21 protein-coding genes are annotated in these 18,962 nt (G+C 66.0%); 17 read left to right on the top strand and 4 right to left on the bottom strand.

Annotated features, from left to right (window positions below):
• The first annotated feature begins 50 nt into the window (after positions 1–50).
• From HOP52_RS09900 to HOP52_RS09890, 3 genes are all read left to right on the top strand, one after another.
• Positions 51–353: a nucleotidyltransferase domain-containing protein gene (locus HOP52_RS09900; RefSeq protein ID WP_238977218.1), complete on the top strand. Its 303-nt coding sequence runs from the start codon at positions 51–53 to the stop codon at positions 351–353.
• Complete coding sequence (locus HOP52_RS09895; RefSeq protein ID WP_238977217.1) at positions 350–829, top strand: hypothetical protein; 480 nt, start codon at positions 350–352, stop codon at positions 827–829. The genes HOP52_RS09900 and HOP52_RS09895 overlap by 4 nt, the downstream gene beginning before the upstream one ends.
• A 158-nt stretch (positions 830–987) precedes the next feature.
• Complete coding sequence (locus HOP52_RS09890) at positions 988–1,884, top strand: DMT family transporter (protein ID WP_238977216.1); 897 nt, start codon at positions 988–990, stop codon at positions 1,882–1,884.
• Here the strand turns inward: HOP52_RS09890 and HOP52_RS09885 are convergent.
• From HOP52_RS09885 to HOP52_RS09875, 3 genes are read right to left on the bottom strand one after another with little or no spacing between them, the layout of a single operon-like run.
• Positions 1,869–2,216, bottom strand: a complete 348-nt coding sequence (locus tag HOP52_RS09885) for a type II toxin-antitoxin system RelE/ParE family toxin (protein WP_238977215.1) — start codon at positions 2,214–2,216, stop codon at positions 1,869–1,871. The two genes, HOP52_RS09890 and HOP52_RS09885, sit on opposite strands and share 16 nt — an antisense overlap.
• Positions 2,213–2,476: a type II toxin-antitoxin system Phd/YefM family antitoxin gene (locus HOP52_RS09880; RefSeq protein WP_238977214.1), complete on the bottom strand. Its 264-nt coding sequence runs from the start codon at positions 2,474–2,476 to the stop codon at positions 2,213–2,215. Before HOP52_RS09880 ends, HOP52_RS09885 begins: the two co-directional genes overlap by 4 nt.
• A gap of 42 nt (positions 2,477–2,518) precedes the next feature.
• Positions 2,519–3,211: an arylesterase gene (locus HOP52_RS09875; protein ID WP_422677703.1), complete on the bottom strand. Its 693-nt coding sequence runs from the start codon at positions 3,209–3,211 to the stop codon at positions 2,519–2,521.
• On the opposite strand from HOP52_RS09875, the gene HOP52_RS09870 reads away from it, so the two are divergent.
• From HOP52_RS09870 to HOP52_RS09860, 3 genes are read left to right on the top strand one after another with little or no spacing between them, the layout of a single operon-like run.
• Positions 3,210–3,962: an ABC transporter ATP-binding protein gene (locus tag HOP52_RS09870; protein ID WP_238977213.1), complete on the top strand. Its 753-nt coding sequence runs from the start codon at positions 3,210–3,212 to the stop codon at positions 3,960–3,962. The two genes, HOP52_RS09875 and HOP52_RS09870, sit on opposite strands and share 2 nt — an antisense overlap.
• On the top strand, positions 3,959–6,547 hold the full coding sequence (locus HOP52_RS09865; protein ID WP_238977212.1) for an ABC transporter permease: 2,589 nt from the start codon (positions 3,959–3,961) through the stop codon (positions 6,545–6,547). The genes HOP52_RS09870 and HOP52_RS09865 overlap by 4 nt, the downstream gene beginning before the upstream one ends.
• 58 nt (positions 6,548–6,605) lie before the next feature.
• Positions 6,606–8,021 (top strand): hypothetical protein, encoded by a 1,416-nt coding sequence (locus HOP52_RS09860; protein ID WP_238977211.1) that lies wholly within the window; start codon positions 6,606–6,608, stop codon positions 8,019–8,021.
• Positions 8,022–8,137: 116 nt separating this feature from the next.
• On the opposite strand, the gene HOP52_RS09855 is transcribed toward HOP52_RS09860, so the two are convergent.
• Positions 8,138–8,395, bottom strand: a complete 258-nt coding sequence (locus HOP52_RS09855; protein ID WP_238977210.1) for a hypothetical protein — start codon at positions 8,393–8,395, stop codon at positions 8,138–8,140.
• 244 nt (positions 8,396–8,639) lie between these two features.
• Here HOP52_RS09855 and glyA point away from each other — a divergent pair, with 244 nt between their 5' ends.
• The 11 genes from glyA (at position 8,640) to wecC (ending at position 18,953) form a co-directional block, all read left to right on the top strand.
• Positions 8,640–9,905: a serine hydroxymethyltransferase gene (glyA, locus tag HOP52_RS09850; protein ID WP_238977209.1), complete on the top strand. Its 1,266-nt coding sequence runs from the start codon at positions 8,640–8,642 to the stop codon at positions 9,903–9,905.
• 218 nt (positions 9,906–10,123) lie between these two features.
• Positions 10,124–11,146: an NAD-dependent epimerase gene (locus tag HOP52_RS09845; protein ID WP_238977208.1), complete on the top strand. Its 1,023-nt coding sequence runs from the start codon at positions 10,124–10,126 to the stop codon at positions 11,144–11,146.
• 84 nt (positions 11,147–11,230) lie between these two features.
• The gene (locus HOP52_RS09840; RefSeq protein WP_238977207.1) at positions 11,231–11,578 is read left to right on the top strand and encodes a four helix bundle protein; all 348 of its coding nucleotides are present in this window, start codon (positions 11,231–11,233) and stop codon (positions 11,576–11,578) included.
• 63 nt (positions 11,579–11,641) lie between these two features.
• Positions 11,642–12,979, top strand: coding sequence for a UDP-glucose dehydrogenase family protein (locus tag HOP52_RS09835; RefSeq protein ID WP_238977206.1), 1,338 nt, complete (start codon positions 11,642–11,644; stop codon positions 12,977–12,979).
• Positions 12,980–13,013: 34 nt separating this feature from the next.
• On the top strand, positions 13,014–13,313 hold the full coding sequence (locus HOP52_RS09830) for a nucleotidyltransferase domain-containing protein (protein ID WP_238977205.1): 300 nt from the start codon (positions 13,014–13,016) through the stop codon (positions 13,311–13,313).
• Positions 13,310–13,792, top strand: coding sequence for a hypothetical protein (locus HOP52_RS09825; protein WP_238977204.1), 483 nt, complete (start codon positions 13,310–13,312; stop codon positions 13,790–13,792). Before HOP52_RS09830 ends, HOP52_RS09825 begins: the two co-directional genes overlap by 4 nt.
• Positions 13,793–14,028: 236 nt before the next feature.
• A complete protein-coding gene (locus tag HOP52_RS09820; RefSeq protein WP_238977203.1) occupies positions 14,029–14,274 on the top strand; it encodes a DUF6364 family protein in 246 nt (81 codons plus the stop codon).
• A complete protein-coding gene (locus tag HOP52_RS09815) occupies positions 14,271–14,672 on the top strand; it encodes a type II toxin-antitoxin system VapC family toxin (protein ID WP_238977202.1) in 402 nt (133 codons plus the stop codon). The genes HOP52_RS09820 and HOP52_RS09815 overlap by 4 nt, the downstream gene beginning before the upstream one ends.
• A gap of 62 nt (positions 14,673–14,734) precedes the next feature.
• Positions 14,735–16,204, top strand: a complete 1,470-nt coding sequence (locus tag HOP52_RS09810) for an MBL fold metallo-hydrolase RNA specificity domain-containing protein (protein ID WP_238977201.1) — start codon at positions 14,735–14,737, stop codon at positions 16,202–16,204.
• Positions 16,205–16,488: 284 nt separating this feature from the next.
• Positions 16,489–17,628, top strand: coding sequence for a non-hydrolyzing UDP-N-acetylglucosamine 2-epimerase (wecB, locus tag HOP52_RS09805; protein ID WP_459076824.1), 1,140 nt, complete (start codon positions 16,489–16,491; stop codon positions 17,626–17,628).
• 53 nt (positions 17,629–17,681) lie between these two features.
• The gene (gene wecC / locus HOP52_RS09800) at positions 17,682–18,953 is read left to right on the top strand and encodes a UDP-N-acetyl-D-mannosamine dehydrogenase (protein WP_238977199.1); all 1,272 of its coding nucleotides are present in this window, start codon (positions 17,682–17,684) and stop codon (positions 18,951–18,953) included.
• Positions 18,954–18,962: the final 9 nt, after the last annotated feature.

Raw genomic sequence — 18,962 nt, 5'->3', positions numbered from 1 at the left:
GCCTAGGGGGGGTATGCCATGATCAGAACATGCACCTGAGGGAGAGCGCAATGAGACTCACCGATACGCAGGTTGACGCCATCAAGGATGCCGTGGCCGAGGTGCTGGGCCCCGACGCCCGGGTCTACCTGTTTGGCTCGCGGGTCGACGACAGCCGGCGCGGCGGGGATATCGACCTCTATATCGAGGTCCATGCCCCGCCCATGCCCGGCTGGCTGGAGGCCAAGGTAGCGCTGCAGCGGTGCCTCTGGGAGCGGCTGGGGCCCCAGCGTATCGACCTGCTGATTCGCAGCGACGAACAGCCCCTGCGGCCCATTCATCGCGACGCCTTGCAACAGGGAGTGCGCCTGTGACCTCCACGCCGGAAGAAATACTGCTCGATCAACTGGACGCGGCCACGCGGATGGCGCAATACCTGGAGCGCTCGTGGCAGGCGATCCAGCAGGATGTCCCGCTATCGGCCGAGCAGGTGGCGTCGCTGGATGACGACGCCATCGACCGGCTCGACCTCTTTCTGGGCCGCTTTGGAAAGCTACAGGATTTCATGGCCGGCAAGCTGTTTCGCGCTCTGGCCAGGGCCAGCCTGGAAGATACCTCCCAGGATGTCTCCCTGCTGGACACGCTCAATCGGATGGAGAAGTTCGGCGTGCTGGAGCATCTGGATGACTGGCTCCAGATCCGGCTGCTGCGCAACGCCTTCGCCCATGAATACCTCAGCGACAATGCCGCCATCGCCGACAACATCAATGCCGCCAGCCGACTCTATCCGCTGCTCGCCCGGACCCTCGAGCGCTGTCGGGATTTCCAGCGTCGCCATATTGCCCGTTAGGGAAGTGCTGTACAAATAGACGAGCGAGATGAAGCGCAAGGCGCACGGCGCACAGGAACCGGAGCATATGGGGTATATGTGAGGATTCCGCGCACCGCGCAACGCAGCGATTCGCTCGTGCAGTCATTTGTGCAGTGTTTCCTTAGACAGGAGCTCCAATGAAACAGGACCGTCAGGCCATGCTCTTCGGGCTGGGCGCGGTGGCGCTGTGGTCCACGGTGGCCACCGCCTTCAAGGTGGCGCTGGGCTACATGAGCCCGCTGGAGCTGATGTGGCTCGCCTCGCTGGTCTCCTGGGCGCTGATCGGCGTGCTGGTGGCGCGTCAGGGGCTCGCCGGCCAGGCGCTCCGGCATGGCTGGCGCACCGCCGCCTGGGCGGGGCTGATGAACCCGGTGGCCTACTACCTGCTGCTGTTCGGCGCCTACGACCGTCTGCCCGGGCAGGAGGCCATGGCGCTCAACTACACCTGGGCGCTGGCCATGGCGCTGCTGGCGGTGCCGATTCTCGGCCAGCGGCTGACCCGCATCGACGTGCTGGCGGGGCTGATCGCCTATTCGGGGGTGTGGGTGATCGCCACCCGCGGCGCCATTTTCGACGTGGCCTTCGCCGACCCCCTGGGCGTGGGCCTGGCGCTGGCCTCAACGCTGATCTGGGCGCTCTACTGGCTGCTCAACGCCCGCGATCACCGCCCGCCACTGGTGGCCCAGTGGCAGAACTTCAGCGTCGGGGTGCCGGTGCTTACCCTGCTGCTGCTGGCGGGGCCGGGTTTCCAGTGGCACGGCTGGGCGGGGCTCTCCGCGGGGATCTACGTGGGGCTGTTCGAGATGGGCATCGCCTTCGTGCTCTGGCAGCTCGCCGTGCACCGGGTGTCACGCACCGCCAAGGTCTCCAACCTGATCTTCCTCTCGCCGCCGGTGTCGCTGCTGCTGCTGTTCTTCATCGTCGGCGAGCCGATCCTGCCCTCGACCCTGGTGGGGCTGGTGCTGATCCTCGGCGGGCTGGGCCTGCAGCAGTGGCAGAAGAGCTCGGTGCCGGCGGCTCAGGAGAGCAGCTGATACTCGAAGAGGAGCGTTTTGAAGTCCTGGCGCTGATGGGCGAAGAGGTAGACGCTGACCTGCTGTGGCTCGGTCCAGACACGATAGATGACACGATAGCCATCGATCAGCAGCTCACGGTAGTGGCTGATGCCCAGCTCCAGGGCCAGTCGACACGCCGGATAGGCTCCCGGGTGTTCGGCAAGGCGTTGCAGAGCCGCAGCGACGAGTTTCTGGGTGTGGGCGTGAGCCTCTGCCGGGGGCCACTCCTGGTGATCGATGAGGAAGTGGCGACAGCGACGCAGTGACCGAAGGGCGGTGTCTTCAAGGGTGACGGGAAGGGGAGGGGTCACAGCCTTTCGCCCAGCTCGGCCCTTTCATCCTCCTTCAGCCGGGCCATGAACTCTTCGGCGCTCATGGTCTTGCCCTCTTCACGGCTCTTCTCGCCCAGGCTCAGCAGCTTGAGCAGAGCGATCGCCTGTTCGCGCCGCTCGTGGGCGGCATAGGACTCGACCACATAGGTGGGCTTGCCCTTCTGGGTGATCACCAGGGGCTCCTCGACATCGAGCGTCGCGGCGTTCTGCTTCAGGTAGCTGATGGTTTCGGTGCGCATGGTGGGCTCCGGGGCGAATTCGACTGGTCCAAGTTTAGTCCATCAACGGACCGGCCGCGAGTCGTCGGCCAGTGCCAGGCCGCTCTCCTCCAGCAGCGGGGCGAGCTCGGGCCAGACGTTATCGAGGATTCGTGGCTGAGCCGCGGCGGTGGGGTGGATGCCGTCGGACTGCATCAGCCCCGCTTCCAGCGCCACGCCCTCGAGCAGGAAGGGCACCAGCGCGATCTCGTAGGCCTCGGCGAGCTCAAAATAGACCCCGGTGAAGGCGTCGCGGTAGGCCTGGCCGTAGTTGGGCGGAATATCGATGCCCAGCAGCAGCACCTCGGCCTCGGCGTCCAGGCTCGCCTCGATCATGCTCGCCAGGTTGTTGCGGAACTGGCCCGGCGGCAGGCCGCGCAAGCCGTCGTTGCCGCCCAGCTCGAGCAGAACAATGTCCGGCTCGAGCTGTCCGAGTAGCTCGGGAAGCCGGCTGGCGCCGCCGCTGGAGGTCTCGCCGCTGATGCTGGCGTTGACCACCCTGGCCTTCCCGTCGAGCCGCGCTTCCAGCAAACTGACCCAGCCCTCCTGCTGCTCGATGCCGTAGGCGGCGCTCAGGCTGTCGCCCATCACCAGCAGCAGCGGGCGTTCGTCCGCTACGGCCACCAGCGCGGCCAGCCACAGCCCGGCGCCGGCGATAATCGCCAGGCCGAGCCGGCGATATGTCACCATCCAACCTCTGGGGAAGCCCTTCACCATGTCCCACTCCTCGACTCGTGATGCTGTTTCGACGCCCGATGCCCCGGTAGCCGGGGGGACCAGGCCGATTCTACACGCCGAGCGGCTGGTCAAGCAGGTCACCAGCGGCGAACGGCAGCTCACCATTCTGAGTGGTTTGGACATGACGGTGTTCCCCGGCGAGAGCGTGGCGATCCTCGGCCAGAGCGGCGCCGGCAAGTCGACCCTGCTGGGGCTGCTGGCCGGCCTGGACCAGCCCACGGGTGGCACCCTCGAGCTGTTCGGCCAGTCGCTGGGCGAGCTGGACGAGGACGGCCGGGCGCGGCTGCGCGCCGGGCGGGTGGGCTTCGTCTTCCAGAACTTCCAGCTGCTGCCGACCCTGACCGCGCTGGAGAACGTGCTGCTGCCGCTGGAGCTCTCGCCGCTGCCCGACACCGCCACCCGGGCCCGCGACTGGCTGACCCGGGTCGGCCTGGCAGAGCGCCTCGACCACCTGCCCAAGCAGCTCTCCGGCGGTGAGCAGCAGAGGGTGGCCCTGGCCCGGGCCTTCGTCACCGGCGCCGAGCTGGTGTTCGCCGACGAGCCCACCGGCAACCTGGACCAGGCCACCGGGGCGCGCATCATCGACCTGCTGTTCGCCCTCAACCGCGAGGCCGGCACCACCCTGGTGCTGGTCACCCACGACCACGCCCTGGCGCGGCGCTGCGACCGCTGCCTGGAGCTTGAAGACGGGCGGCTCAGCGAGATGCGCCTCGACGAGGTGAGCGCATGAGCCAGGCCGCCGCTCACCCCGCCCCAGACGCCCGGGCCTCGGCGGGGCGCACCCTGCGCCTCTCGGCCCGCGGCCTGCTGCGCGACCTGCGCGCCAGCGACGTGCGGGCGCTGTTCCTGGCGCTGGCCCTGGCGGTGGCCGCCTCCACCATGATCGGCTTCTTCCTCGACCGCCTGGACCGGGGCCTGACCCACCAGGCCGGCCAGCTGCTGGGCGGCGACCTGGTGCTGGAGCAGAGCCGCCCCTTCGACGACGACCTGCGCCGCACCCTGGCGCAGGCCGGTCTCGAGCTCAGCGACCAGACCGGCATGGTCACCATGGTCAGCTTCGACGACGCCTTCCACCCCGCCAGCCTCAAGGCGGTGGATAGCCGCTATCCGCTCTACGGCGAGGCCCTCGTCGACCTGGGGGAGGGCATGCAGAGCGTGCCCCGCGGCCCCGCCCCCGGCGAGGCCTGGCTGGCGCCGCGCCTGGCGCTGCTGCTGGAGGCCGAACTCGGCGACCGGGTGCGGGTGGGGGAGATCGAACTCACCGTGGCCGGCCTGATCGAGCGTGAGCCCGACCAGCAGGGCGGCTTCGGCAACTTCAACCCGCGGCTGATGATGCACGCCGACGACCTGGCCGCCAGCAACCTGGTGCAGGCCGGTTCCAGGGTCAGCCACACCCTGCTCGGCGCCGGCGAGCCCGCCGCCCTGGACGCCCTGGCCCCGCGGCTGCGCGAGCTCGCCCGGGACGGCGTGGAGGTGCGCGATGTGCGCCGCGACCGGCCCCAGCTGGGCAACGCCCTGGAGCGCGCCGAGAAATACCTCAGCCTGGCCGGCCTGGCCGCGGTGCTGCTGGCCGGCGTTGCCGTGGCTATGGCCACCCGCCGCTACGTCGACCGCCACCTGGATACCGCCGCGCTGCTGCGCTGCTTCGGCGCCACCCAGCGCGAACTCACCCGGCTGTTCGCCCTGCAGCTGCTATGGCTGGCGCTGGCCGCCTCGCTGCTCGGGGCGCTGCTGGGGCTGGTCGGCCAGGCGTTGCTGCTGCGCCTGCTCACCGCCTTCCTGCCGCTGACCCTGCCGCCGCCGGGCATGCTGCCGCTGGCGCTGGGCGTGCTCACCGCCCTGGCAGTGCTGGTGGGCTTCGCCGGGCCGACCCTGCTGCGGCTCAAGCGGGTCAGTGCGCTCAAGGTGCTGCGCCGCGAGCTCGACCCGCTGCCGGCCTCCGCCTGGGTGGTGGTGGCGGTGGCCAGCCTGGTGTTCGGCGGTCTGCTGTGGCTCTACTCCGGCGACCCGGGGCTGGCCGGTGCGCTGCTGGTGGGGGGCCTGGTGATGCTGGTGGTGCTGTGGGGGCTCGGCGCGCTGCTGCTCGGCGGGGTGCTGCGCCTGGCCGCCCGGCTGCCCCGGGCCGAGGGCGGGCGCGGCGAGTTCTACCAGGCGCTGCGCCTGGGCGGGCGCCAGCTGGCGCGGCGGCGCAGCGCCAGCCTCGGCCAGCTGCTGGCCTTCGCGGTGACCTTCTTCGCCATGGCGATGATCGCCATGGTGCGCGGCGACCTGCTCACCACCTGGCAGGCGCAGCTGCCCGAGGACACCCCCAACTACTTCGCCATCAATATCCAGCCCGCCGAGCGCGACCCCTTCATCGCCGCGCTGGAGGATGCCGCTGACGACCGCACCGCCCTCTACCCCATGGTGCGCGGGCGCATCAGCGCCATCAACGACCAGCCGCCCCGGGAGGCGGTGCCGGTGGAGTCCCGGGGCGACAACGCCCTGCGCCGCGAGCTCAACCTCACCTGGCAGGCCGAGCTGCCCGAGGGCAATCGCCTGGTGGCCGGTGAGTGGTTCGATGAACCGGCCGACAACGGCGCGGCGCCGGGCGATCGGGTACCGATCTCCATGGAAGACGGCCTGGCGGCGCGCTTCGGCCTCTCGCTTGGCGATACCGTCACCTTCGCCATCGGCGGCCAGCAGATCGTCGGCGAGCTCACCAGCCTGCGCAACCTGGACTGGGACAGCTTTCGGCCCAACTTCTACGTGATCTTCCCGCCCGAGGTGCTGGAGCGCTTCGGCCACAGCTATATCACCGCCTTCCATCTGGATGCCGACCAGGGCGACACCCTGCGCCGCCTGGTGGCGGAGTTCCCCGGTGTCTCGCTGCTCAACGTCGACGCCATCCTCGGCCAGGTGCGCGAGGTGCTCACCCAGGTCACCCGGGCGGTGGAGCTGGTGCTCGGCTTCGTGCTGCTGGCAGGCGTCAGCGTGCTCTACGCGGCGCTTACCGCCAGCCGCCCCCAGCGCGCCCATGAGAGCGGCCTGCTGCGGGTGTTCGGCGCCGGCAACCGGCTGATCTCACGGGTCCAGGGCGCCGAGTTCGCGATCCTCGGCCTGGCCAGCGGGCTGATGGGCGCGCTGCTGGCGGAGCTCGCCACCGCCGGGATCTATGTCGCCTGGCTCGACCTGGCGCCACGCCCGCACCCCTGGCTGTGGCTGCTGTTGCCGCTGGGCGGCGCCTTGCTGATCGGCGTCATCGGGCATCTGCTATCGCGCGGCCTGCGCCGCCAGGCCCCCGCCGCCAGCCTGGGGCTGCTGGGAGAGGCGTGACTCGCATCCTTCCAATTGGCTGTTAGACTCAAGGTTTCCATCACAACGGAGGTGACCAATGACCATTGCAACCTGTTCACGGCCGGCCCGTGCCGGCTCTACCCTGGCCCTGGCCGCGCTGCTGGGGGTTTCCGGAAGTGCGCTGGCCGATGCAGAGCGGCTGGAGGCCGATCTGCGCGCCATGTTCGGCGGCTACGGCAGCGTGGAGCTCGGCGAAGTTTCCAGCGCCATGGTGCGCTCGCGAGTGACCGCCGAGGGCTTCGTCTTCGAGGCCGAGGAGGGCGAGCGCCTGCTCATCGACCGCTACGTGGTCAGCGGCGATTACGACAGTCCCGACGAGGTGACCCTGGAAGGGGTGCGCATCGAGGACCGCCTCACCGATCTGACGCTGATGAGCGCCGAGCGCATCGTGCTGGGCGAGCCCTCCCGGGCGGTCTTTCCCTTCGACGACAGCCTGGCCCCCGAGGACTTCCGCCTGGGCAGCCTGGCCATCGACGACATCGTCGTCGACCTGGCCTCGGAGATCGCCGAGGATCTGTTCTACGGCACGCCCTTCACCGCCAGCGAGGGGCGCCTGACCATCGACAGCCTGCGCGGCGAGTCGCTGAGCCATGACGCCATCGGCATGCTGGAGATCACCGGGGTGGCCGGCGCGGGCGAGAACCTCGACGAGCTCGGCTCGGGTTCCTTCACCCTGGCCTCGCTGCGCGTTGAGGGCCTCTCCGGGCTCGATGGCGACGAGGAGCGGCTCGACTCGCTGGTGATGCGCGACTTCGCCGTGGAGTCCGACCGCCTGGTGGGCAGCCTGTCGCGGCTCGCCATCGACGGCGACTTCAGCGATGGTGAGGGCGGCCTGCGCCTGGAAGATTTCTCCCTCGACCTGGCGAAGATGATCGAGCTGGCACCGGAGAGTGAGCGTACCCAGCTGCGCATGGTCAGCAACGTGCTCACCGACGGCAGCGGCACGCTGCGCCTGGACGCCGCCTTCCTCGGCAACTGGGAGGAGGGCAGCGATCACAGCCGGATCCACAGCGACAGCCATATCACCGCCCATGACGCGGTGCGCCTGCTGTTCGACATCGACCTGCCGCTGCTGCTGCCCGAGGGCGCCGAGCCCGCCGATGTCTTCGCCGATACCGGCCTGCTGGATGCCGCCACCCTGCTGGGCGGTGACATCCGACTGACCATCGGCAACGAGGGCCTGTTCGGTCGCCTGGCCACCCTGGGCGCCGCCATGGAAGGGGTCACCGAGGCCCAGTACATCGAGCAGACCCGCACCCAGGCCGAAGGCTTCGGCATGATGTTCGGTCCCCAGGTGCAGGCGATCCTGATGGGACTGGTGGAGCTGTTGGAGGGCAACGCCAGCGAGCTTGAGATCAATGTCGGCCTGCCGGCGGAGAGCAACCTGGCCACCTATACCGGCGACCCGCTGGGACTCCCCGACAAGGTCTCGTTCGACGTCGAGACTCGCTGAATCGACCGGCAAGCGATAAACGCCCCGCTCGGCCATGAACCGAGCGGGGCGTTTTGTCGAGTCGTGGGGCGGCCAACCGTGGGCCGGCCGAAGATCTAGCCAGTCAGTACGACGAATCAGTACGAGGAAAGCGTCTGCTGGGAGCGGCGAAGGTGGCGAAAGGCCGCCAGCGCCGTCAGGCCCGACAGCACGATCACCGTGGCGACCAGGAACGGCTCGAGCGTCTTGCCCCAGGCGAGGTCGGCCGCCGGGAACAGCGGCAGCAGCTGCAGCGCAATGCAGGCGATCGAGGTGGCAATGGTGGCGATCAGGCAGGCGCAGAACAGGCGGTCCTGCGTCATGGCGGGTAGCGGCGTATCAGGCGTCATCAGCATGTCGTCCCTCCAGTGGTCGAGCCGGGTATCCAGAGTGCGGTTCGGGACAAGTCTATTGCAAATGAAAACCGTTATCAATAGCGGGGGCCACTTCCCCGGTGCAGGCATCGTCGGCACTCGGTTGGCACTAAACCCAGCATGAGAATTACTGCACCCAACGATGACGGCCTTTCATGTGAAAGCCTTCATGGGCTGGGGTATCATGCCCGCTCAGATTCTCCCCGTGATGCGAGGTTTCCCGCCGATGTTCAGCCGTGACATGCAGATTGCCGGTTTCGATGACGCCCTGTTCGATGCGATGCAAAAGGAAGTCGCTCGCCAGGAGGCGCATATCGAGCTGATCGCCTCCGAGAACTATGCCAGCCCGCGCGTGCTGGAAGCCCAGGGCAGCCAGCTCACCAACAAGTACGCGGAAGGCTACCCCGGCAAGCGCTACTACGGTGGCTGTGAGTACGTGGACATCGTCGAGCAGCTGGCCATCGACTACGCCAAGCAGCTGTTCGGCGCCAGCTACGCCAACGTCCAGCCGCACTCCGGCTCCCAGGCGAATAGCGCGGTCTTCCAGGCGCTGGTCAAGCCGGGCGACACCGTGCTCGGCATGAGCCTGGACGCCGGCGGCCACCTCACCCACGGCGCCAAGCCCAACTTCTCCGGCAAGCACTACAACGCCGTGCAGTACGGCATCGACGAGAGCGGCCGCATCGACTACGCCGAAGTGGCGCGGCTCGCCCGCGAGCACCGGCCCAAGATGATCATCGCCGGCTTCTCCGCCTACTCCCAGATCATCGACTGGGCCAAGTTCCGCGAGATCGCCGATGAAGTGGGTGCTTACCTGCTGGTCGACATGGCCCACGTGGCCGGCCTGGTGGCCGCCGGCGTCTACCCCACGCCGCTGCCCCACGCCCACGTGGTCACCACCACCACCCACAAGACCCTGCGCGGCCCCCGCGGCGGCCTGATCCTCTCCAGCGAGGGCGACGAGGCCATCGAGAAGAAGCTGCAGTCCGCGGTCTTCCCCGGCGGCCAGGGCGGCCCGCTGGAGCACGTCATCGCCGCCAAGGCGATCTGCTTCAAGGAGGCCATGGACCCCGAGTTCACGACCTACCAGCGGCAGGTGGTCAAGAACGCCCAGACCATGGCCGGCGTGTTCATCGAGCGCGGCTATGACATCGTCTCCGGTGGCACCGAGGACCACCTCTTCCTGCTCTCGCTGATCAAGCAGGGCCTGACCGGCAAGGACGCGGACGCCGCCCTGGGCCGCGCCCATATCACCGTCAACAAGAACGCCGTGCCCGGCGATCCCCAGAGCCCCTTCGTCACCTCCGGCCTGCGCATCGGCACCCCGGCGGTGACCACCCGTGGCTTCGGCGAGACCGAGTGCAGCGAGCTGGCCGGCTGGATCTGCGACATCCTCGACGCCATGGCCAAGGGTGAGGACACCGCCACCCTGGAAGCCGAGGTCAAGAGCAAGGTTGAGGCTGTGTGCGCCCGCTTCCCGGTGTATCGTTAAAGGCGCAGGTCTCGCCGTGGGGCCATTGCGGTTGCGCATAGCGAGAGGCGCCGGGGACTGGGCGTAGAGGGGGTCCTACGCCATGGATGGCGTCGGTAGCGCCCAGGGAGGGGTTCACAGCGCCCCCTCTACGATCTGTCGCCGGAAAGGTCTCGAGCAGGTTCCGCATCTGCGATAGCCCTGCTCTCTCGCCGCGGTATAACCAGGGAGGCCACACCATGAAACTGCTGATTACCGGAAGCGCCGGCTTCATCGGCTACCATGTGGCCAGGCAGCTGCTCGAGCGCGGCGACAGCGTGGTCGGCTTCGACAGCGTCAACGACTACTACGACGTCTCGCTCAAGGAGGCCCGGCTGGCGAGGCTCGAAGAAACGGCCCGCCAGACCGGCAGCGACTACACCTTCATCCGTGCCGACCTGGCCGACCCGGCGGCGGTGGAGCGCTGCTTCGTCGATCACGCCTTCGACCGGGTGATCCATCTGGCCGCCCAGGCCGGTGTCCGCTACTCGCTGGAAAACCCCCACAGCTATGTGCAGAGCAATATCGTCGGCTTCACCAATATTCTCGAAGCCTGCCGCCACGGCAAGATCCCACATCTGACCTACGCCAGCACCAGCAGCGTCTACGGCGCCAACACCGCCATGCCGTTCAGCGAGCACCAGGGGGTGGATCACCCGCTGCAGTTCTACGCCGCCACCAAGAAGGCCAACGAGATGATGGCTCACAGCTACAGCCATCTGTTTGGCCTGCCGACCACCGGGTTGCGCTTCTTCACCGTCTATGGCCCCTGGGGCCGGCCGGACATGGCGCTGTTCAAGTTCACCCGGCATATCCTGGCCGGTGAGCCGATCCCGGTGTTCAACCACGGCCACCACACCCGCGACTTCACCTATGTCGACGACATTGCCGAAGGGGTGATCCGTGCCAGCGACGATATCGCCAGGCCCAACCCCGAGTGGAACAGCGACAGCCCCGATCCGGCCACCAGCAATGCGCCGTACCGGCTGTTCAATATCGGCAACAGCACCCCGGTCAAGCTGATCGACTATATCCACGCCATCGAGGAAGTGCTGGGCAAGCCCGCCATCAAGGAGCTACTGCCCCTGCAGCCGGGCGACGTGCCCGATACCTTTGCCGACAGCAGCGCGCTGGAGCGGGCGGTGGGCTACCGGCCATCGACGCCGGTCAAGGAAGGGGTGGCGAGCTTCGTACGCTGGTATCGCGACTTTTACGGGGTTTGAGGTGCGAGGTACGAGGGGCGAGGGGCGAGGGGCGAGGAAGCCTCTTAGGAATCATGCGTCATTCAAGGATGAAGAGGGGACGTCATGCAGTTCGAGGATCTGGAGGTATGGAAGCGTGCCGCACGCCTGTGTGCGCATATTTACCGTCATTTCGGGGATTCTCGGGACTATGGCTTCAAGGATCAAATTACCCGTTCATCGCTCTCAATTGCTAGTAACATTGCTGAAGGATACGAACGTGTCGGCGAGAAAGATCGCATCCGCTTTCTCAACTACGCCAAGGGCTCATGTGGCGAGCTGCGCACTCAGATTTACATAGGCATGCAGGTTGGCTTTATCGACCGCGGTTCCGGCAAGCAATGGGTGGAAGAAACTCACGAACTCTCCCGAATGCTCTACGGCCTGATGCAACACTTCCGGCAGCGTCAGTAGCTTTCTTGAACCTCGAACCTCGAACCTCGAACCTCGAACCTCGAACCTCAAACGGAGTGATTGATGAGAATCACCATCTTCGGCACCGGCTACGTGGGCCTGGTCACCGGCGCCTGCCTCGCCGACGTGGGCCACGACGTGCTGTGCATGGACGTGGACGCGGACAAGATCGCGCGTCTCGAGCAGGGCGAGATTCCTATCTTCGAGCCGGGGCTCGAGGGGTTGGTCAAGGAGAACGTGGCGGCGGGGCGCCTGCGCTTTACCACCGACCCGGCCGCGGCGGTGGCCTTCGCCACCCTGCAGTTCATCGCCGTGGGCACCCCACCGGATGAGGACGGCAGCGCCGACCTGCAGTACGTGCTGGCCGTGGCCGAGACCATCGGCCGGCACATGGCCGACGACAAGGTCATCGTCGACAAGTCGACGGTGCCGGTGGGCACCGCCGACCGGGTGCGCGAGCGGGTGGCCGCCATGCTGGAAAGCCGCGGTGAGGCGCTGGCGTTCGATGTCTGCTCCAACCCGGAATTCCTCAAGGAAGGGGCGGCCATCAACGACTTCACCCACGGCGCCCGGATCGTGGTGGGCACCGACAGCGAGCGGGTGAAGAGGCTGATGCGCGAATGCTATGCGCCCTATATTCGTCAGCAGGAAAAGCTGATGTTCATGGACGTGCGCAGCGCCGAGCTCACCAAGTACGCCGCCAACGCCATGCTGGCCACCAAGATCAGTTTCATGAACGAGATCGCCAACCTCGCCGAGCGACTCGGCGCCGACGTGGAGCAGGTGCGCTTGGGGATCGGCTCAGACCCGCGCATCGGCTACCAGTTCATCTATCCCGGCTGCGGCTACGGCGGCTCCTGCTTTCCCAAGGACGTGCAGGCGCTGGCGCGCACCGCCGGCCAGGTCGGCTACCGGGCCGAGCTGCTCACCGCGGTGGAAGCCGTGAACCAGCGCCAGAAACGCAGCCTGTACACCAAGCTCGAGCAGGCCTTCGACGGCGAGCTGGCCGGCAAGACCATCGCCCTGTGGGGGCTTGCCTTCAAGCCCGACACCGACGACATGCGCGACGCTCCCAGCCGCACCCTGATGGAGGCGCTGTGGCAAGCCGGCGCCACGGTGCGGGCCTACGATCCACAGGCGATGAAAGAGTGCCGCCGCCTCTACGGCGAGCGCGACGACCTGCTGCTGGCGGGCGATCGCATCCAGGCGGTGAAGGGCGCCGACGCCCTGGTGATCTGCACCGAGTGGAAGGACTTTCGCGCCGTGGACTTTGACTGGCTCAAGGCCCAGCTCGCCACCCCCGTGGTGGTCGACGGCCGCAACCTCTACGACCCGGCGCTGGTCCGCCAGGCCGGCCTGCTCTACTACGCCGTGGGGCGGGGCGAGTCGCTGGTTCTGTAAACCTTCTCTCAGCCAGTCCAGGAGCTACCGAGCCATGCGTCTGACGGACCAGCAGTGCCAGATCATCCACCGCATCATCGACCAGGAGCTGGGCGGCGGTGCCCGGGTCAGTCTCTTCGGCTCACGGCTAGACGACCAGGCTCGAGGCGGCGACATTGACCTGCTGGTGGAGGTCGACGAACCGATCGAACGCCCGGCGCAACTGGCGGCACGTTTGAGCGTTCGGGTCATGCGGGCGATGCGGGGGCGCAAGGTCGATATCCTGCTGAGCGCCCCCAACCTCCAGAACTTGCCGATACATGACATCGCCCGAGAGCAAGGAGTGCGGCTATGAGCAGCAATGCCACCGAAACCACTGAACGGCTGCGCTTCCTGCAGCGCGTGGTCGGCAAGGAAATCCAGCACCTCCGCTACTCCGCGGGCAACGTCTTTGGTCAGCCGCTGACGGAAGAGCGCGTGGCGACACTGGGCGAAGACGAAGCGCTCGCTGAGAAAGTGGAGGCTTATACCAGCCGTTTCTGTCGGCTGCAGGATACCGTTGGCGACAAACTGCTGCCGCTATGGCTGCGTGCGCTCGGCGAAAAAACGGCTGCTGCTGTCGACAATCTGGACAAGGCCGAGAAACTTGGCGTCTTGGCATCGGCCGACAAGTGGCTCGAGATACGCCAGATCCGAAATCAGATGATCCACGAATACATCGAGTCGACCAAGGTGCTGACGGATGCTCTCAATACCGCCTTCGACTACCAGGAGTCACTCATCGAGTTCGCCACTGCCATGCTGCGAGATGCCGAGCGTCGTGGCCTGCTATGAGCCACTCCCCCTGTTAGCCCGCAAGGAACCCCAGTCATGGACGACTACCCCTATATCCTTCACCACGCGGCTCCTACGCCGTGGGGCATCGCTGGCTAGGCTAGGGGGATGGTGTCCAGCGTTGTGTGCCGCTTCTCCAAAGCGACGAACCGCTCGTGCGTCAGGCTTGTTTTGCCATTCTGCCCTCTTGCCGTACACTTGGGGAAAGTAAGCCGTACGAGCGAGAGGTTGATCGTATGGAGCGGGAAACCACCAAAGTCACCATCCGCCTTCCCAAACAGGATGTCGAATTTGCCAAGGCCTATGCCAAGGCACACGGTATCAGTATGACCGAAGTCATCGATCGCCACTTGCGCCGCCTCAGGGAGCTGGAGCGCCATACCCCGAGCGCGGAGCTTGATGCGATCACCGGCCTGCTGCCATCCGATCTCGACGCCGAACGGGTATACCGGGAGCACCTAGTCGAGAAGCATCTTTCATGATCATGCTCGATCTGAATGTCCTGCTCGATATTCTGCAGAAACGAGAGCCCCATTATCGGGTATCGGCTGCTGTGCTCGAGAGGATTCTTCACGGTGAGGAGCGAGGTGCCCTGAGTGCGCATGCCGTCACCACCGTGCATTACCTGGTGGGACGCTACGTCGACCGTGCCGCTGCGGATCGCGCGCTCTCCTGGCTTCTTGACCATCTCACGGTATGCGCAGTAGGCCGAGAGGAGCTGGAAAGAGCCCGCTCCCTCGGCTGGTCCGATTTTGAAGATGCCGTGGTGGCGGCTGTCGCCGAGCGTGCCGGCTGCGCTTGTATCGTGACGCGAAACGTGAAGGATTTTGCAGACTCGCCTGTCAACGCCCTGACCCCGCAGGAATTCCTGCTTCACTGATTGGGTGGTCCATCTAGGAGGCTGGTACTCTCCTGAATTCAAGCTACCAAGGAGCCCCAGTCATGGACGACTACCCCTATATCCTTCATCACGGCGGCGCCGATGGCGTCACCGGCAGCTGCCATCGCCTGCAGCTCGCCCCGGACCGGGCGCTGCTGGTCGACTGCGGCCTGTTTCAAGGTCAAGACGCTAATGACCAGGGCGGCGAAGGGCAGGGCGGTGAAGGGCGGGGCGTGTTCGAGCAGCACCGGGTGCGTTTTCCCGTCGAGGACGTGCTGGCGCTCGTCGTCACCCACGTGCATATCGACCATATCGGCCGGCTGCCCTACCTGCTGGCGGCCGGTTACAAGGGGCCGCTGCTCTGCTCGGTGCCCTCGGCGAAGCTGCTGCCGCTGGTGATCGAAGACGCCCTGAAGATCGGCTTCACCCGCGACCGGTCGCTGATCGAGCGCTTTCTCGAGGAAGTGGAAAGCCGGCTGGTCGCCCTCGACTACCGGACCTGGCACACCCTCGTCGACGACGAGCGCCACCGCCTCCGGGTCAGGCTACAGCGCGCCGGGCACATTCTTGGTTCCGCCTATGTCGAGGTGGAGAGTGAGGAGATCGGCAGCCACGACCGGCAAAGCGGCAAGACCCAGCGCACCGTCTTCAGCGGTGACCTGGGCGCCCCCCACGCCCCGCTGCTGCCCGCGCCGCGCTCCCCCCACCGGGCCGACGTGCTGGTGCTGGAGAGCACCTACGGCGACCGCCTTCACGAGAATCGTCGCCAGCGCCGGTCGCGTCTCAAGGCCGCCATCGACCAGGCCCTGGAAGATGGCGGCACCGTGGTCATTCCCGCCTTCAGCATCGGCCGCACCCAGGAGCTGCTCTACGAGCTGGAAGGGCTGATCCACGCTGCCCGCGACCAGCGCTGGCGCGAGCTCGAGATCGTCGTCGACTCACCCCTCGCCGCGCGCTTCACCCGGGTCTACCGTGAACTCAAGCCCTGGTGGGACGCCGAAGCCCACCGGCGCCTGCGCAGCGGCCGCCACCCGCTCGACTTCGACAACCTCTACACCGTCGAAAGCCACGAGGAACACCAGCGCAGCGTCGACTACCTGGCGACCAGCCACCGCCCCGCGGTGGTCATCGCCGCCAGCGGCATGGTCAGCGGCGGGCGGGTGGTCAACTACCTGAAGCGCATGCTGCCCGACCCGCGCCACGCCGTGCTGTTCATCGGATACCAGGGGGCCGGCACCCCCGGCCGCGACATCCAGCGCCACGGCCCCCGGGGCGGCTGGGTGGCGCTCGACGGCGAGCGCATCGAGATCCGCGCCCGGGTGGCGACCGTCAGCGGTTACTCCGCCCACGCCGACCGGCAAGACCTGCTGAATTTCATCAAGCGCATGCGCCACCCGCCCCGGGAGGTGCGCCTGGTGCACGGCGAGCCCGACGCCAAGCGCTCGCTCAAGGCCGCCATCGAGGCCTGGGCGGAAGGGGCAGGGCACCCGCTCAGGGTGGTGGCTGGTTACAAAAAACCACCCGATAGCTGAATTGACACATCGAGTCTCTCCGGGGCATTGGATAGAATCGCCGCACTTTTGGTGTCTTCAGTCGCCTTCACTTTGCTGAGGATGGCAAGGTGGCTAGGTAGGATTCTTCGATCTACAGGGTATGGGAAAGCGCCCGGCATCAATCCCTGGGCGGTAGCGTGCCCGGGCAACAAGCAGAGCCATTTGTTGCCAGTATAATAGTACGATTCGATAAGGATCAGTCCCAAGGAGTCCTGAAAACTCCAGGTGCTTAAAATTTTCTTTTGATACAGATGATTATGCCCATCAAGACGCTCTGCGTGTTCGGCACGCGCCCCGAAGCCATCAAGATGGCTCCTCTTGCACTGTCTCTCGCTGCCGACAAGCGTTTCAACGCTCAGGTTTGTGTGACCGGCCAGCATCGAGAAATGCTGGATCAGGTGCTCGATCTATTCGAACTTAGCCCTGATTACGACCTCAAGGCCATGAAGCCAGGCCAGGACCTGACCGATGTGACCACCACCATCCTGCAGGGCATGAAGGGGGTGCTGGAGAGCGTAAAGCCGGATATCGTGCTGGTGCATGGCGATACCACGACAACCTTTGCCACCACCTTGGCGGCCTACTACCAGCAGATACCCGTGGGCCACGTTGAAGCCGGGCTGCGTACGGGCAATATCTATTCACCCTGGCCCGAAGAAGCCAACCGCAAGCTGGTGGGTGGCCTGGCGGAGCTGCACTTCGCCCCAACCGAGCGCGCTCGGCGGAACCTGCTCGAGGAAGGGGTATCACCGGGTAAGGTATTCGTCACCGGCAACACCGTCATCGATGCCCTGGTCGATGTGGTAGACATTCTCGAACAGAATACGCGTTTTCAGCGGCGTTTTGCCGAGCGATTTTCCTACCTGGAAGAAAGCCGCCGGGTGATTCTGGTCACCGGTCATCGCCGCGAGAGCTTTGGCGGTGGCTTCGAGCGGATTTGCCGGGCGCTACGCGACACCGCCAGCCGCCACCCCGAAGTGCAGATCGTCTACCCCCTTCACCTGAACCCCAGTGTGCGCGAACCGGTGCAACGGCTGCTTTCCGATATCGACAACGTCTATCTGATCGAGCCCCTGGACTACCTGCCGTTCGTCTATCTCATGAATAGGGCCCACCTGATTCTCACCGACTCAGGCGGTATCCAGGAAGAGGCGCCCTCGCTGGGTAAGCCGGTGCTGGTGATGCGGGATACCACCGAGCGTCCGGAAGCTGTGGATGCCGGAACGGTGAAGCTGGTAGGCACCGATGTGGATCGTATAGTAGTGGAGCTGGATGCCCTGCTGACGGACCCGGAAGCCTATGGCGAGATGAGTGTCGCCCACAACCCCTACGGCGATGGTCGGGCCTGTCAGCGAATCATCGATATCCTGGCATCATCCTCGCTGGCGTCTCGTGCCGGGTAATGCCATGCCGAACTCATTGCCAAGAAACTCAAGTGACTGACCTGGACTCCTCCATGACCCTAGACACCGTCACGGTGGTCGGCCTCGGCTACATTGGCCTGCCGACTGCTGCCGTGATCGCCTCCCGCCGCAAGAAAGTGGTAGGGGTCGATATCAATCAGCATGCCGTGGATACCATCAACCGTGGCGATATCCACATCGTCGAGCCCGAATTGGATATCGTGGTTCACGCCGCCGTCAAGGAGGGCTGGCTGCGTGCGACGACCCGGCCGGAGCCGGCCGATGTCTTCTTGATCGCCGTCCCCACACCCTTCAGGGCGGAGCCGGGCAACGACCATGTGCCGGACCTGAGTTATATCGAGGCCGCGAGCAGGGCCATTGCGCCGGTGCTGAAGACGGGCGACCTGGTGATTCTGGAATCCACCTCGCCGGTGGGTGCCACAGAGCGGATGGCGGCCTGGCTTGCCGAGGAGCGGCCGGATCTCAGCTTTCCACAGACCCGGGGTGAGGCCTCGGACATCCGGGTGGCACACTGCCCCGAGCGAGTCCTTCCCGGGCATGTGGTGCGCGAGCTGGTGGAAAACGACCGGGTCATCGGCGGGATGACCGCCAGGTGCTCCGCTGCGGCGGCTGCGTTCTACGCGATCTTCGTGGAAGGTGAGTGCATAATGACCACGGCACGCACCGCCGAGATGGCCAAGCTCACCGAGAACAGCTTCCGGGACGTGAACATCGCCTTCGCCAACGAGTTGTCCATCATCTGCGACAAGCTCGATATCGATGTCTGGGAACTGATTCGGCTGGCCAACCGTCATCCCAGGGTCAACATCCTTCAGCCCGGTCCGGGAGTCGGCGGGCATTGCATCGCCGTGGACCCCTGGTTCATCGTCAGCGAAACGCCGGCCGAAGCCAGACTCATCCGCACGGCCCGGCAGGTCAACGACAGCAAACCGCAATGGGTCATCGACAAGGTGAACGCGGCGGTGGGCAGCTTTCTGAGTGAGAACCCCGACAAGACCGCGGGGGATGTCACCATCGCCTGCTTCGGGCTGGCCTTCAAGCCGGATATCGATGATCTTCGCGAGAGCCCGGCGCTTAGAATCGCTGAAGATATTGTTGCGCGTCACCCAGGTCAGATATTGGTGGTGGAGCCGAATATCAAAGAGCTGCCCAAGGGAAAGATGGCAGATGCCAGATTGGTTGATGAGTCGGCTGCGCTCGAGGCTGCAGATATTGTGGTGATGCTTGTCGATCATAAGCCCTTTAAGGAAACTAAGTTGCCGGGCAGCTTGGCATTGGTCGATACGCGTGGCATCTGGGGCTAGCAGCGGACA

It is taken from the genome of Billgrantia campisalis, from assembly GCF_022341425.1.
Taxonomy (GTDB): domain Bacteria; phylum Pseudomonadota; class Gammaproteobacteria; order Pseudomonadales; family Halomonadaceae; genus Halomonas; species Halomonas campisalis.
Note: the sequence above shows the minus strand (reverse complement) of the source record. Positions and strands in the feature narration are given on the sequence as shown.

Coding starts and splice junctions, on each gene's coding strand:
- HOP52_RS09870 (WP_238977213.1), top strand. CDS start 3,210: ATGTCCCACTCCTCGACTCGTGATGCTGTTTCGACGCCCGATGCCCCG.
- HOP52_RS09890 (WP_238977216.1), top strand. CDS start 988: ATGAAACAGGACCGTCAGGCCATGCTCTTCGGGCTGGGCGCGGTGGCG.
- HOP52_RS09865 (WP_238977212.1), top strand. CDS start 3,959: ATGAGCCAGGCCGCCGCTCACCCCGCCCCAGACGCCCGGGCCTCGGCG.
- HOP52_RS09840 (WP_238977207.1), top strand. CDS start 11,231: ATGCAGTTCGAGGATCTGGAGGTATGGAAGCGTGCCGCACGCCTGTGT.
- HOP52_RS09810 (WP_238977201.1), top strand. CDS start 14,735: ATGGACGACTACCCCTATATCCTTCATCACGGCGGCGCCGATGGCGTC.
- HOP52_RS09860 (WP_238977211.1), top strand. CDS start 6,606: ATGACCATTGCAACCTGTTCACGGCCGGCCCGTGCCGGCTCTACCCTG.
- HOP52_RS09835 (WP_238977206.1), top strand. CDS start 11,642: ATGAGAATCACCATCTTCGGCACCGGCTACGTGGGCCTGGTCACCGGC.
- HOP52_RS09900 (WP_238977218.1), top strand. CDS start 51: ATGAGACTCACCGATACGCAGGTTGACGCCATCAAGGATGCCGTGGCC.
- HOP52_RS09815 (WP_238977202.1), top strand. CDS start 14,271: ATGATCATGCTCGATCTGAATGTCCTGCTCGATATTCTGCAGAAACGA.
- HOP52_RS09825 (WP_238977204.1), top strand. CDS start 13,310: ATGAGCAGCAATGCCACCGAAACCACTGAACGGCTGCGCTTCCTGCAG.
- HOP52_RS09830 (WP_238977205.1), top strand. CDS start 13,014: ATGCGTCTGACGGACCAGCAGTGCCAGATCATCCACCGCATCATCGAC.
- HOP52_RS09845 (WP_238977208.1), top strand. CDS start 10,124: ATGAAACTGCTGATTACCGGAAGCGCCGGCTTCATCGGCTACCATGTG.
- wecC (WP_238977199.1), top strand. CDS start 17,682: ATGACCCTAGACACCGTCACGGTGGTCGGCCTCGGCTACATTGGCCTG.
- HOP52_RS09880 (WP_238977214.1), bottom strand. CDS start 2,476: ATGCGCACCGAAACCATCAGCTACCTGAAGCAGAACGCCGCGACGCTC.
- HOP52_RS09875 (WP_422677703.1), bottom strand. CDS start 3,211: ATGGTGAAGGGCTTCCCCAGAGGTTGGATGGTGACATATCGCCGGCTC.
- HOP52_RS09820 (WP_238977203.1), top strand. CDS start 14,029: ATGGAGCGGGAAACCACCAAAGTCACCATCCGCCTTCCCAAACAGGAT.
- HOP52_RS09855 (WP_238977210.1), bottom strand. CDS start 8,395: ATGCTGATGACGCCTGATACGCCGCTACCCGCCATGACGCAGGACCGC.
- glyA (WP_238977209.1), top strand. CDS start 8,640: ATGTTCAGCCGTGACATGCAGATTGCCGGTTTCGATGACGCCCTGTTC.